The organism is Streptomyces sp. DSM 120436 (assembly GCF_055778765.1).
Genome location: NZ_JBSKBS010000002.1, coordinates 1,430,593 through 1,442,873 on the forward strand (window position 1 = coordinate 1,430,593; position 12,281 = coordinate 1,442,873).

At 75.4% G+C, this 12,281-nt stretch carries 12 protein-coding genes; 7 read left to right on the forward strand and 5 right to left on the reverse strand.

All coding sequences use genetic code 11. The features are described 5' to 3' along the window. Positions 1-7: 7 nt before the first annotated feature. Entirely contained in the window at positions 8-775 is a 768-nt protein-coding gene (locus tag ACWH4W_RS28565; protein WP_473078688.1) for a ZIP family metal transporter, read from the reverse strand. A 96-nt stretch (positions 776-871) separates the two neighbouring features. Between ACWH4W_RS28565 and cobM the strand changes: the two genes are divergently transcribed. From cobM to cobC, 6 genes are read left to right on the forward strand one after another with little or no spacing between them, the layout of a single operon-like run. Next, complete coding sequence (cobM, locus tag ACWH4W_RS28570) at positions 872-1,690, forward strand: precorrin-4 C(11)-methyltransferase (protein WP_473078689.1); 819 nt, start codon at positions 872-874, stop codon at positions 1,688-1,690. Continuing rightward, entirely contained in the window at positions 1,687-2,922 is a 1,236-nt protein-coding gene (cbiE, locus tag ACWH4W_RS28575; protein WP_473078690.1) for a precorrin-6y C5,15-methyltransferase (decarboxylating) subunit CbiE, read from the forward strand. The genes cobM and cbiE overlap by 4 nt, the downstream gene beginning before the upstream one ends. After that, positions 2,919-4,601 (forward strand): precorrin-3B C(17)-methyltransferase, encoded by a 1,683-nt coding sequence (cobJ, locus tag ACWH4W_RS28580; protein WP_473078691.1) that lies wholly within the window; start codon positions 2,919-2,921, stop codon positions 4,599-4,601. Before cbiE ends, cobJ begins: the two co-directional genes overlap by 4 nt. Next, on the forward strand, positions 4,598-5,185 hold the full coding sequence (locus ACWH4W_RS28585; protein WP_473078692.1) for a precorrin-8X methylmutase: 588 nt from the start codon (positions 4,598-4,600) through the stop codon (positions 5,183-5,185). The genes cobJ and ACWH4W_RS28585 overlap by 4 nt, the downstream gene beginning before the upstream one ends. Next, positions 5,182-6,093 carry a sirohydrochlorin chelatase gene (locus tag ACWH4W_RS28590; protein WP_473078693.1) on the forward strand — a complete coding sequence of 304 codons (912 nt, stop codon included), beginning with the start codon at positions 5,182-5,184 and terminating at the stop codon, positions 6,091-6,093. The genes ACWH4W_RS28585 and ACWH4W_RS28590 overlap by 4 nt, the downstream gene beginning before the upstream one ends. Further along, positions 6,083-7,144 (forward strand): Rv2231c family histidinol phosphate aminotransferase CobC, encoded by a 1,062-nt coding sequence (gene cobC, locus ACWH4W_RS28595; protein WP_473079284.1) that lies wholly within the window; start codon positions 6,083-6,085, stop codon positions 7,142-7,144. The genes ACWH4W_RS28590 and cobC overlap by 11 nt, the downstream gene beginning before the upstream one ends. A 101-nt stretch (positions 7,145-7,245) precedes the next feature. Here the strand turns inward: cobC and ACWH4W_RS28600 are convergent, their stop codons facing one another. From ACWH4W_RS28600 to ACWH4W_RS28615, 4 genes are read right to left on the reverse strand one after another with little or no spacing between them, the layout of a single operon-like run. Then, the gene (locus ACWH4W_RS28600) at positions 7,246-8,337 is read right to left on the reverse strand and encodes an amidohydrolase family protein (RefSeq protein WP_473078694.1); all 1,092 of its coding nucleotides are present in this window, start codon (positions 8,335-8,337) and stop codon (positions 7,246-7,248) included. Between the two features lie 21 nt (positions 8,338-8,358). Beyond that, positions 8,359-9,150: an amino acid ABC transporter ATP-binding protein gene (locus ACWH4W_RS28605; protein ID WP_473078695.1), complete on the reverse strand. Its 792-nt coding sequence runs from the start codon at positions 9,148-9,150 to the stop codon at positions 8,359-8,361. Beyond that, complete coding sequence (locus ACWH4W_RS28610) at positions 9,147-9,983, reverse strand: amino acid ABC transporter permease (RefSeq protein WP_473078696.1); 837 nt, start codon at positions 9,981-9,983, stop codon at positions 9,147-9,149. Before ACWH4W_RS28610 ends, ACWH4W_RS28605 begins: the two co-directional genes overlap by 4 nt. A 5-nt stretch (positions 9,984-9,988) precedes the next feature. Further along, on the reverse strand, positions 9,989-10,840 hold the full coding sequence (locus ACWH4W_RS28615; RefSeq protein WP_473078697.1) for a transporter substrate-binding domain-containing protein: 852 nt from the start codon (positions 10,838-10,840) through the stop codon (positions 9,989-9,991). Positions 10,841-10,943: 103 nt separating this feature from the next. On the opposite strand from ACWH4W_RS28615, the gene ACWH4W_RS28620 reads away from it, so the two are divergent. After that, positions 10,944-12,044 (forward strand): pyridoxal-phosphate-dependent aminotransferase family protein, encoded by a 1,101-nt coding sequence (locus ACWH4W_RS28620; RefSeq protein WP_473078698.1) that lies wholly within the window; start codon positions 10,944-10,946, stop codon positions 12,042-12,044. Positions 12,045-12,281 lie beyond the last annotated feature (237 nt).

The following is a 12,281-nucleotide window of genomic DNA, read 5'->3' on the forward strand; positions in this document are numbered from 1 at the left end:
CGGGCGGTCAGTGGGCGGCGCCCACGACCAGCCAGATGAACAGCACCCCGGCGACCGTGCACACCAGGGTGGAGCGGGCCGGGTGGTCGTGGTGGGCCTCGGGCAGGATCTCGGCCGCCGCGAGGTACAGCAGCGCGCCGCCGAACAGGCCGAGGTAGCCGCCGAGCAGCGGCTGGGGGATCGTGAAGAACAGGGTGGAGGCGGCGCCCGCGACCGGCGCCACGGCGTCCGCCCCCAGCATCGCGAGGGCGCGGCGGCGGGCGTTGCCGTAGGCGTGGGTGAGCGTGTACGTGTTGAAGCCGTCCGCGAAGTCGTGGGCGATCACGGCGACCGCGACGGCGGCGCCCATGCCGCCGCCGACCTGGAAGGCGGCGCCGATCGCCACGCCGTCCATCGCGCTGTGCCCGACCATCGCCGCCGCGGCCGTGAGGCCCACCTCGGGGATGCGGCCGCGGTCCTCGCCCGCGCCGTGCGCGGCCATGGGGGTCCCCCCGGCTCGAGCGGAGCCGAGATGCCGGGGGATGTGGGCGAGCAGGCGTTCCACCAGGTGGGCCAGCAGGAACCCGGCGACGAAGAGCAGCAGCGCCGCCGGGACGCCGTGCACCTCGGCGCCGGCGGCCTCCAGGGACTCCGGAAGGAGTTCCAGGCCGACCACGCCGAGCATCAGTCCGCCGGCCAGGCCCAGCACCAGGTGGCGGCGGTCGGTCACCCGGTGTGCCGACCAGCCGCCGGCCAACGTCATCAGGAACGCGCCCAGCGCGACGAGGACCGCCATGTGCCCTTCGTATCCGATCGGCGGCCGCTCGCGCACGCGTGACGGCCGCCCGCCTCACCCCGACTTGTGACCGCATTCAGGAAGGACCCCTTTTCCATGGCCGACGCCCCCACCGGCAAGGTGACCTTCGTCGGGGCCGGTCCCGGCGCCGCCGATCTGCTGACGTTCCGCGGCGCGCGGGCCATCGCCGAGGCGGACGTGGTGATCTGGGCCGCCAGTCTCGTCCAGGCGGAGGTCCTGGAGCACGCGCGCCAGGACGCCGAGGTCCTGGACTCGGCGACGATGTCGCTGGAGGACGTGGTGGCCGTCTACGCGCGGGCCCGGGACGAAGGGCTGAGGGTCGCGCGGATCCACTCGGGTGACCCCGCGCTGTGGGGCGGCACCCAGGAGCAGCTCGACCGGTGCGCGGAGCTGGGCATCCCGACGGAGATCGTGCCGGGCGTGTCGTCGTTCTCGGCGGTGGCGGCGCTCGCGGGGCGGGAGCTGACGGTGCCGGAGGTGGCGCAGTCGGTGATCCTCACCCGGCTGGGCGGCGGCAAGACGCCGATGCCGCCGGGTGAGGAGGTCCGGGAGTTCGCGCGGCACGGCACCACGATGGCGGTGTTCCTGTCGGCGGCGCGCAGCGGACAGCTGGTGCGGGAGCTGCTGGAGGGCGGCTATCCGACGTCCACGCCGGTCGTGGTGGCGTACCAGGCGACCTGGCCGGAGGAGCTGGTCGTGCGGTGCACGGTCGGCACGCTGGAGGAGACGGTCAAGGAGCACAAGCTGTGGAAGCACACGCTGTTCCTGGTCGGTCCCGCCCTCGACGCGCACGGCACCCGCTCGCACCTGTACCACCCGGGGCACTTCCACGGCTTCCGCAAGGCCGACCCGCGGGCCCGCAGGGAGCTGCGGGAGCGGGGGGCGAGCACATGATCACCGTGGTCGGGACGGGTACGGGCGGGCCGGCCGGCGTCCTGGTGCCCGAGGAGGCCGCGCTCGTGGTCGGCGGGCGGCGGCACCTGGACGCCGTGGAGCTGCCGGAGGGGGCCGAGCGGGTGGTGCTGGGGCCGTTGGCGCCCGCCCTCGACACCGTCGCCGCGTACGTGGCCGAGGAGCGGCCCGTGGTGGTGCTGGCCTCGGGTGATCCGGGGTTCTTCGGGATCGTGCGGGCGCTGGCCGAACGGTTCGGGCCGGAGCTGCTCGACGTGCGGCCCGGGGTGTCCTCCGTCGCGGCCGCCTTCGCGCGGGCCGGGCTGCCGTGGGACGACGCCGTGGTGGTCAGCGCGCACGGCCGGGACCCGCGCACGGCGGTCAACGTGTGCCGGGCGCACCCGAAGGCCGCCGTGCTGACCGGGCCCGGCGCGGGACCCGCCGAGCTGGGGGCGGCGCTGCGCGGGGAGCGGCGGGTGCTGGTCGTCGCGTCCGGGCTGGGGTCGGCCGGGGAGTCGGTGGAGCGGGTGACGCCCGAGGAGGCGGCCGGCCGTGACTGGGGAACGGCGGTGAGCGTGGTGCTGTGCCTGGACGAGACGCGGGCGTCCGGGCCGGTGCGTACCGTCGCGGGGCCCGCGGGACGCCCTGCCGGGTGGGCGCTGCCGGAGGCGGAGTTCGCGCACCGGGACTCGATGATCACCAAGTTCGAGGTGCGGGCGCTGGCGCTGGCCCGGCTGGGTCCGCGCCCCGGCGACCTGGTGTGGGACGTCGGCGCGGGGTCGGGGTCGGTGGCCGTGGAGTGCGCGCGGCTCGGCGCGGCGGCCGTCGCCGTGGAACGCGCCCCGGACGGTGTGGAGCGGGTGCGTGCCAACGCCGCCGCGCACGGTGTCGACGTGCGGGTGGTGCACGGGGAGGCGCCCGGGGCGCTGGACGGGCTGGACGACGATCCGGACGCCGTGTTCGTCGGCGGCGGGGGCCGGGACCTGCCGGCGGTCGTCACCGCGTGCGCGCGCCGGGCGCGGCGGACGGTCGTGGTGGCGATGGCCGCGCTCGACCGGGTGCCGGCCGCCCGTGCGGCGCTGGCCGGCGCCGGTCTGGTCTGCGACGGCGTGCTGCTGCAGTCGTCGCGGCTCGCGCCGCTCCCGGGGGACGTGACCCGGCTGGCGGCCGCCAATCCGGTTTTCCTGCTGTGGGGCGTCCGGCCCCCGGCGCACAGTGAAGGAGTCTGCGAGTGATCGGCCTCATCTCCGCCACGGCGGCGGGAGCGGCGGCGCGCGACCGGCTGGCCGCCGCCTGGCCGGACCGCACGCGCGTGTACGACGGTCCGGTGGCGGACGCGGTACGGGCCGCGTTCGCCGAGTGCGACCGTCTGGTGTGTTTCCTCGCCACCGGGGCCGTGGTGCGGCTGGTGGCGCCGCTGCTGGACGGCAAGGCGAGCGATCCGGGCGTGGTGTGCGTGGACGAGGCGGGCCGGTTCGCGGTGTCGCTGCTCGGCGGGCACGGCGGCGGGGCGAACGACCTGGCCCGCGAGGTCGGCGAGGTGCTGGGCGCGGAGCCGGTGGTGACGACCGCGACGGACGCGGTGGGCCTGCCCGGTCTCGACACGCTGGGCCTGCCGGTGGAGGGCGAGGTCGCCGCCGTGTCGCGGGCGCTGCTGGACGGGGAGGCGGTGGCGCTGCGCGCGGAGGTGGCCTGGCCGCTGCCGCCGCTCCCGGTCGCCGACGAGGGCGCGTACACGGTCCGGGTGACGGACCGGCTGGTCGGACCGGCCGACGGGGAGGCGGTGGTGCGGCCGCCGAGCCTCGTCGTCGGGGTGGGCGCGTCGAAGGGCGCCCCCGTCGAGGAGGTGCTCGGGCTCGTCGAGAGCGTCCTGCGGGAGGCGGGGCTGTCGGCCGCGTCCGTGGCGGAGCTGGCCACCGTGGACGCCAAGGCCGGGGAGCCGGGGCTCGTGGAGGCGGCCCGGCGGCTGGGGGTGCCGCTGGTGACGCACCCCGCCGGGGAGCTGGCGCGGGTCGAGGTGCCGAACCCGTCCGACGCGCCGCTCGCCGCCGTCGGCACCCCGTCGGTCGCGGAGGCCGCCGCGCTCGTGGGCGGGGGCGAACTCCTCGTGCCCAAGCGGAAGTCCGCGGGATCTCCGGCCATGGCGACCTGTGCCGTCGTACGGCGCCCGGGGCGGGGGAGGCTCGCGGTGGTCGGACTCGGGCCCGGTGCGCGGGACCTGCTCACCCCGCGGGCGCGGGACGAACTGCGCCGCGCGTCCGTGCTGGTGGGCCTGGACCAGTACGTCGACCAGATCCGCGACCTGCTGCGGCCCGGCACGCGGGTGCTGGAGTCGGGGCTCGGCGCGGAGGAGGAGCGGGCGCGCACGGCCGTGGAGGAGGCCCGGCGCGGGCAGGCGGTCGCGCTGATCGGCAGCGGTGACGCGGGGGTGTACGCGATGGCGTCCCCGGCGCTCGCGGAGGCGTCCGACGACATCGACGTGGTCGGCGTGCCGGGGGTGACGGCGGCGCTCGCGGCGAGCGCGCTGCTCGGCGCCCCGCTGGGCCACGACCACGTGTCGATCAGCCTGTCCGACCTGCACACGCCGTGGGAGGTCATCGAGCGACGGGTGCGGGCGGCGGCCGAGGCGGACCTCGTGGTGACGTTCTACAACCCGCGCAGCCGGGGCCGCGACTGGCAGCTGCCGAAGGCGCTCGCCGTCCTCGCCGGGCACCGTGCGCCCGCCACCCCCGTCGGGGTGGTGCGCAACGCGTCCCGCGCGGACGAGTCCGTGCGGCTGACCACGCTGGCCGCGCTGGACCCGGCGACGGTCGACATGATGACGGTCGTGACCGTGGGCAACACGGCGACCCGGGAGATCGCGGGGCGCATGGTCACCCCGCGCGGCTACCGCTGGCAGGAGGAGGCCCGGTGAACCGCGTGGTCCACCCCATCGAGCAGGAGTCCTTCCGGCGGCTGCGCGCCCGCCTCGACACCACGTGCTTCCCGCCGTTGACCCGCGCGGTCGTGGAGCGGGTCGTGCACTCCTCCGCCGACCTGGAGTACGCCCGCGACCTCGTCATGGACGAGGGCGACCTGGTACGCGCGCACGCCGCGCTGCACGCGGGCGCGCCGGTCGTCGCGGACGTGGAGATGGTCGCGGCCGGGATCACCCGCCGCGAGACCGTGTGCCGGCTGCGCGACGCGCGGTCCGGGCCGGGGCTCACCCGGTCCGCGCACGCCGTGCGGCTCGCCTACGAGGAGGTCGGTCCCGGCGCCCTGTGGGTGATCGGCTGCGCCCCCACCGCGCTGGAGGAGCTGCTGGCCCTGGACGCCTCCCCCGCGCTCGTCGTCGGCCTGCCCGTCGGGTTCGTCGGCGCCGTCGAGTCCAAGGCGGCGCTGCGGGAGAGCGGACTGCCCGCCGTGAGCAACGTGTCCGAGAAGGGCGGGTCGGCGGTCGCCGCCGCCGCGCTCAACGCCCTGCTGTACCACCCCCTTCCGACCGAGGAGACCCTGTGACCACCCCGCCCGCCCTGCTCATCGCCGGCCACGGCACCCGGGACGACGCCGGAGCGGAGGCGTTCCGCGCCTTCGTGCGGGAGCTGGGCCGCCGCCGGCCCGACCTGCCCGTCGCGGGCGGCTTCATCGAGCTGTCCCCGCCGCCGCTGGGCGAGGCCGTCGCCGAGCTGGTGGAGCGTGGGGTGCGGCGGTTCGCGGCCGTGCCGCTGATGCTGGTGTCCGCCGGACACGCCAAGGGCGACATCCCGGCCGCGCTGGCCCGCGAGAAGGAACGCCACCCCGGCATCACGTACACGTACGGCCGTCCGCTCGGTCCGCACCCGGGTCTGCTGCGGGTGCTGGAGCGGCGGCTCGCGGAGGCGGTGGACCCGTCCTGGGACCCCGCCGAGGTGACCGTGCTGCTGGTGGGGCGCGGGTCGACGGACCCGGACGCCAACGCCGAGGTGTTCAAGGCGGCCCGGCTGCTGTGGGAGGGGCGCGGCTGGGCGGGCGTGGAGACCGCGTTCGTGTCGCTGGCCGCGCCGGACGTGCCGGGCGGGCTCGAGCGCTGCGCCCGGCTGGGGGCGCGGCGGGTCGTCGTCCTGCCGTACTTCCTGTTCACCGGCATCCTGCCGGACCGGGTGCGGACGCAGACCGAACAGTGGGCGGCGGCGCACCCGGACACCGAGGTGCGGTCGGCGGACGTCATCGGCCCCGAGCCGGAGCTGCTGGACCTGGTCCTGGAGCGGTACGAGGAGGCCGTCAAGGGCGATCTGCGGATGAACTGCGACACGTGCGTGTACCGGATCGCGTTGCCCGGTTTCGAGGACAAGGTGGGGCTGCCGCAGCAGCCGCATTTCCATCCCGACGACGACGGGCACCATCATCACGGTCATGGTCACGCCCCCGCGCACACCCATGCCCACTGACCCGGCCCGCGGCCACGACCTGCGCCATCACGGTGACGCCGAGGTCCGCGACGACGGCGGCACGCTCGTCGACCTCGCGGTGAACGTCCGCGCGGGCACGCCCCCGGCGTGGCTGCGGGAGCGCGTCGCGGCGTCGCTGGCGGGGCTCGCCGCCTACCCCGACGGGCGGGCCGCGCGGGCCGCGGTGGCGGCGCGGCACGGGCTGCCCGTGGAGCGGGTGCTGCTGACGGCGGGCGCGGCGGAGGCGTTCGTGCTGCTGGCGCGGGCGCTGAAGGTGTCCCGGCCGGTGGTGGTGCACCCGCAGTTCACCGAGCCGGAGGCGGCACTGCGGGACGCCGGGCACACGGTGGACCGGGTGCTGCTGCGGGAGGCCGGCGGTTTCCGGCTGGACCCGGCGGCGGTCCCCGAGGACGCGGACCTGGTGGTGGTCGGCAACCCGACCAACCCGACGTCCGTGCTGCACCCGGCGGAGGCGCTGGCCCGGCTGGCCCGGCCGGGGCGCACGCTGGTGGTGGACGAGGCGTTCATGGACGCGGTGCCGGGTGAGCGGGAGGCCCTGGCCGGGCGGACGGACGTGCCGGGACTCGTCGTCCTCCGCAGCCTCACCAAGACGTGGGGGCTGGCGGGCCTGCGCATCGGGTACGTGCTGGCGGCCCCGGAGATCGTCACGGAGCTGGAGCGGGCGCAGCCGCTGTGGCCGGTGTCGACGCCGGCGCTGGCGGCGGCGGAGGCGTGCGTGGCCCCGGCCGCCCTCGAGGAGGCGGCCGGGGCGGCCCTGCGCATCGCCGAGGACCGGGCGCGTCTGATCGCCGGCCTGCGGGGGTTCGCCTCCCGCGGCCTGCGGGTGGTGGAACCGGCCGAGGGCCCCTTCGTCCTGCTCCGCGTCCCGGACGCGGCGGGGGTGCGGGAGCGCTTGCGCGCCCTCGGCTACGCGGCCCGCCGCGGCGACACGTTCCCGGGCCTGGACGAGGACTGGCTGCGCCTGGCGGTACGGGACCGGGGGACGACGGAGGGCTTCCTGCGCGCGCTGGACCGGGCGCTGGCCGGCTGACCGCCGTCGCGGTGGACGGGGAGGGGGCCCTCACACACGCACCCCGCAGCGGCGCACAGTGCCCCGCCGTCACCCTCCGGGGCCCCACCGGCGGGCGCGCCCTACGCGACGACGCGCCCGTTCAGCACCACCCGGCGCGGACCGGTGAGCACCCGGAGGTCCGCGCGCGGGTCGGCGTCGTAGACCACCAGGTCGGCCGGGGCGCCCTCCTCGAGACCGGGGCGGCCGAGCCACGCCCTGGCCTTCCAGGTGCCGGCCGCGAGGGCCTCGACGGGCGGGAGGCCTGCCTTGGCGAGCTCCGCCACCTCCTCGGCGGCGAGCCCGTGCAGGAGGGAGCCGCCGGCGTCGGTGCCGACGAAGACGGGGACGCCGGCCTCGTACGCGGAGCGCACGGTGTCGTAGCGGCGCTCGTGCAGCCGGCGCATGTGGGCGGACCAGCGCGGGAACTTGGCCTCGCCGCCGTCGGCGAGCGCGGGGAAGGTGGCGATGTTGACCAGGGTGGGGACGATCGCCACGCCCCGCTCGGCGAACAGCGGGACCGTCTCGTCGGTCAGACCGGTGGCGTGCTCGACGCAGTCGATGCCGGCCTCGACCAGGTCGCGCAGGGAGTCCTCGGCGAAGCAGTGGGCGGTGACGCGGGCGCCGAGCCGGTGCGCCTCGGCGATCGCCGCCTCGACGGCGCCGCGCGGCCAGCAGGCCGACAGGTCGCCCAGGTCGCGGTCGATCCAGTCGCCGACCAGTTTGACCCACCCGTCGCCGCGCCGGGCCTCCTGGGCGACGTACGCCGCGAGGTCGTCCGGCTCGACCTCCCAGGCGTAGTTCCGGATGTAGCGGCGGGTGCGGGCGATGTGCCGGCCCGCCCTGATGATCTTCGGGAGGTCCTCGCGCTCGTCGGTCCAGCGGGTGTCGGACGGCGAGCCGGCGTCGCGCAGCAGCAGCGCGCCGGCGTCCCGGTCGGTGAGGGCCTGCTGCTCCGCGACGTCCGCGGGGACGGCGCCGTGCCGGTCGAGACCCACGTGGCAGTGGGCGTCGACCAGACCGGGCAGCACCCAGCCGTCGACGGTCCGGAGGTCACGGGCCCCGGCGGGACGGTCGTAGGAGATGCGCCCGTCGACCACCCAGAGTTCGTCGCGGACCTCGTCCGGGCCGACGAGGATCCGTCCCTTCACGTGCAGCACCGCGCGTTCGCTCATGGAGCGCACCCTAGTTGTGCGTCAGCCGGGCCTCCCCACCTGGTCCGAGGTCTCCTCCTCGACCTCCGCCATGGCGGGGTCGAGCAGCCGGGAGAGGAAGTGGCGGGTGCGCTCGTGCCGCGGCGCGCCGATGACCCGCTCGGGGGCGCCGTCCTCGACGATCACGCCGCCGTCCATGAAGACCACCCGGTCGGCGACCTCGCGGGCGAAGGTCATCTCGTGGGTGACGACCATCATCGTCATGCCCTCGTCGGCGAGCATCCGCATCACCGCGAGGACGTCGCCGACCAGTTCGGGGTCGAGCGCCGAGGTCGGCTCGTCGAACAGCATCACCTCGGGGCCCATGGCGAGCGCGCGGGCGATGGCGACGCGCTGCTGCTGGCCGCCGGAGAGGGAGGACGGGTAGGCGCCCGCCTTCTCGGCGAGGCCCACGCGCCGCAGGTTCTCGGCGGCGACCTTCGCGGCCTGCGCCTTGCCGCGCCGCAGCACCCGGCGCTGCGGCAGCGTGAGGTTCTCGGTCACGGTCAGGTGCGGGAACAGGTTGAACTGCTGGAAGACCATGCCGATCCGGCGGCGTACGGCGTCGATGTCGACGTCCGGGTCGGTCAGCTCGGTGCCGCCGACGAAGACCTGGCCCTCGCTGGGCTCCTCCAGGAGGTTCACGCAGCGCAGCAGGGTGGACTTGCCGGACCCGGACGGGCCGATGACGCAGACGACCTCGCCCTGGCCGATCTCCAGGTCGATGCCGCGCAGCACGTGGTTGTCGCCGAACGACTTGTGCAGGCCGCTGACGCGGATCTCGGGGCGGTTCACCTGACGGCCTCCTGGGCCTTGGCCTCCATGCGGCGCACGACGAAGCCGAGCGGAACGGTGATCAGCAGGTAGCACAGACCGGCCACCAGGATGGGCGTGGAGTTGGCGGTCTGGCTGGCCAGGTCGCGGCCGTACTTGGACAGTTCGCGCTCCTCCAGGGTGACGCCGAGGAACAGCACCAGCGAGGAGTCCTTGAACAGCAGGACCAGCTCGTTGGTGAGCGGCGGCAGGATGATCCGGAAGGCCTGCGGGATGATGATCGACACCATGGCGCGGGCGGGCGAGAAGCCCAGCGAGCGGGCCGCCTCCATCTGTCCCTTGGGCACGGCCTGGATGCCGGCCCGGATGGTCTCCGCCATGTAGGCGGCGGCCACCAGGCCGAGCGCGAGGGCGACCTTGCCGTACGTCCCGCCGACGATCTCCGTGCCGGGGAAGGCGAGCGGGACGGCGACGCCGATGAAGATGAAGATCAGCAGGGCGGGCAGGCCGCGGAAGATCTCGATGTAGATGCCGGCCAGCCAGCGGTAGGGGCCGACGGACGACAGCCGCATCAGGGCGATGACCATGCCGAGCGCGAGCCCGACGCCGAAGCCGGTCACCGTGTAGAGGACGGTGTTCTTCAACGCGAGCGTGATGACCTCGGGGAACATCCGCTCGGCGATGTCGACCTGCGCGAACTGGTTCTGCAGCCGCCCCCAGTCGGCCGTGACGCCGAACGCGGTCACGGCCGCGACGAACACGGCGTACTGGATGCCGCGCGACACACTGCGCTTCTGCCGCCGGGTCAGGCCCTTCCGCCGGGGCTGGAGCGGCGTCTTCTCCGTGTCGGCCATGGGGGTCAGGAGGTGGCCGGCGAGGCGGCGGACTCGTCGTACGGGCCGATCCACTGCTCGTAGAGCTTCTTGTACGTGCCGTCGGCCCTGGCGTCCGCGAGCGCCTTGTTCACCGCCTCGCGCAGGGCGGTGTTGCCCTTCTTGACCGTGAAGCCGTACTGCTCGCCGGTGTCGATCTGCTCGGCGACCGTGAAGGCGTCGGCGTTGGCCTCGTCCTTCAGCCAGCCCTGGACCACGGGGTAGTCGATGACGACGGCCCCGACCTGGCCGGTGCGCAGGCCGTTGAGGACGGCGTCGGAGGACTCGAAGGAGACCGGGTCGAAGCCCTCGCCCTTGACGTGGTCCTCGCCGGTGGTCTGGGCCTGGGCGCCCAGCTTGACGTTCTCGGCCTTGACGTCGGCGAGGGAGCTGACGCCGCTGTCCTTGTCGACGAGGACGGCCTGGGTGGCGTTGAAGTACGGGTCGGAGAAGTCGACGTTCTTCTTCCGCTCCTCGGTGATGGTCATACCGGCGGCGGCCAGGTCGCACTCGCCCGAGTTGAGGAAGGCGCCGGTCTTGAAGTTCTCGAACGGCGTGTCGAGGATCTGCTGCTCCACCCCGAGGTCCTCGGCGACCAGGTCGATCAGGGCCACGTCGAAGCCCTGCACCTCGCCGTCGATCTCCGACTGGAACGGCGGGTACGGCAGGTGCGTGCAGGTGGTGAGCTGCCCCGCCTTGACGAGCTCGACCCCGCCGGCCGCGGTCGTGGACCCGCCGCCCCCGTCGTCGGTGGAGGTGCAGGCGGCGAGGAGGATCATCCCGGCCGTCGCGGTGGTGGCGGCCAGGACCCGGGTCCTGCGGCCGAGAAGCGTCTTCACGGAGCCTCCTGTCGGGGGAACGGAACCGTCCGCCGAAGGTTTACCCTCGACGTCGTCGTACCTACCCGCGCCGCCGTGAAGCATGAGCAAAGAGAGCACAGCCGTGACGAACCTCCTCCTCGACCTGCCCCCGCTGAGCGCCGCGCGCTTCGCCTCGATCGAGGACCGGGTGGCACGGCTGCTGGGCACCGGACAGGACGTCGTGATCACCCAGGGTGAGGCGCTGCTGCCGCTGGAGGGCGCGATCCGTGCGGCGGCCGGGCCCGGGACGACCGCGCTGAACGTCATCACCGGCCCCTACGGGCAGACCTTCGGCGACTGGCTGCGGGACTGCGGCGCCACCGTCGTCGACCTGGCGGTGCCGTTCCACACGGCGGCGACCGCCGGGCAGGTGCGGGACGCCTTCGCGGAGCACCCGGAGATCGACTTCGTGTCGCTGGTGCACGCCGAGGCGGCCACCGGCAACACCAACCCGGTCGCCGCGATCGGCGAGGTGGTCCGGGAGCACGGCGCGCTGTTCTACCTGGACGCGGTCGCCTCGGTGGGCGCGGAGCCGGTACTGCCGGACGCGTGGGGCGTGGACCTGTGCGTCATCGGGGCGCAGAAGGCGATGGGCGGGCCCGCCGGCGTCTCGGCGGTCTCCGTGAGCGAGCGGGCCTGGGCCCGGATGGCGGCGAACCCGAACGCCCCGCGCCGCTCCTACCTCTCCCTCCTCGACTGGAAGGAGCGGTGGATCGACGGCGGCCGCAAGGCCCTGCCGCACGCCCCGGCGCAGCTGGAGATGCTCGCGCTGGAGGCGTGCGTGGAGCGGATCGAGGCGGAGGGCCTGGAGACGGTGATGGCGCGGCACGCCGCGGCGGCCGCCGCGACCCGGGCGGGTGCGCTGGCGCTCGGCGGCGGGATCGCGCCGTACGTCCATGACGCGGGGGACGCGGCGCCCGTCGCGACGACCCTGCGGGCGCCGTCCGGCACCACCGCCTCGGACCTGGTCGCCCGCGCCCTGGCCGCCGACCCGGACCTCCCCCTCGCGGCGGGCGGCGGCGCCCTGGCCCGCGAGATGGTCCGCGTCAACCACTACGGCCCCGACGCGACCCGGCACACGGTCCGCGCCTGCCTCACCGCCGTGGCGACGGCCCTGACGGACGCGGGGCTGTCCGTCGACCTGCCCGCGGCCCTCACGGCGGCGGAACGGGCCTGGCGGTAGGCGCGGAGGCTGTGGCCGACGGGGAAGGTGCCCCGCCGGCTTGAGAAGGCCGGGGGCTGACGTGCGGCCAGGAAAGCTCGGAGCGGCTGACGCATGGCCTGCGAAGGCCGGGGGCTGACGCGCGGCCTGCGAAGGCCGGAGCGACCGACGCGCGGCCAGGAGAGCTCGGAGCGGCCGACGTGCGGCCCGAGGGACGGCGGGGCGACTGCCCGGGGCCGGAACCGTCCGGTGGGCCGG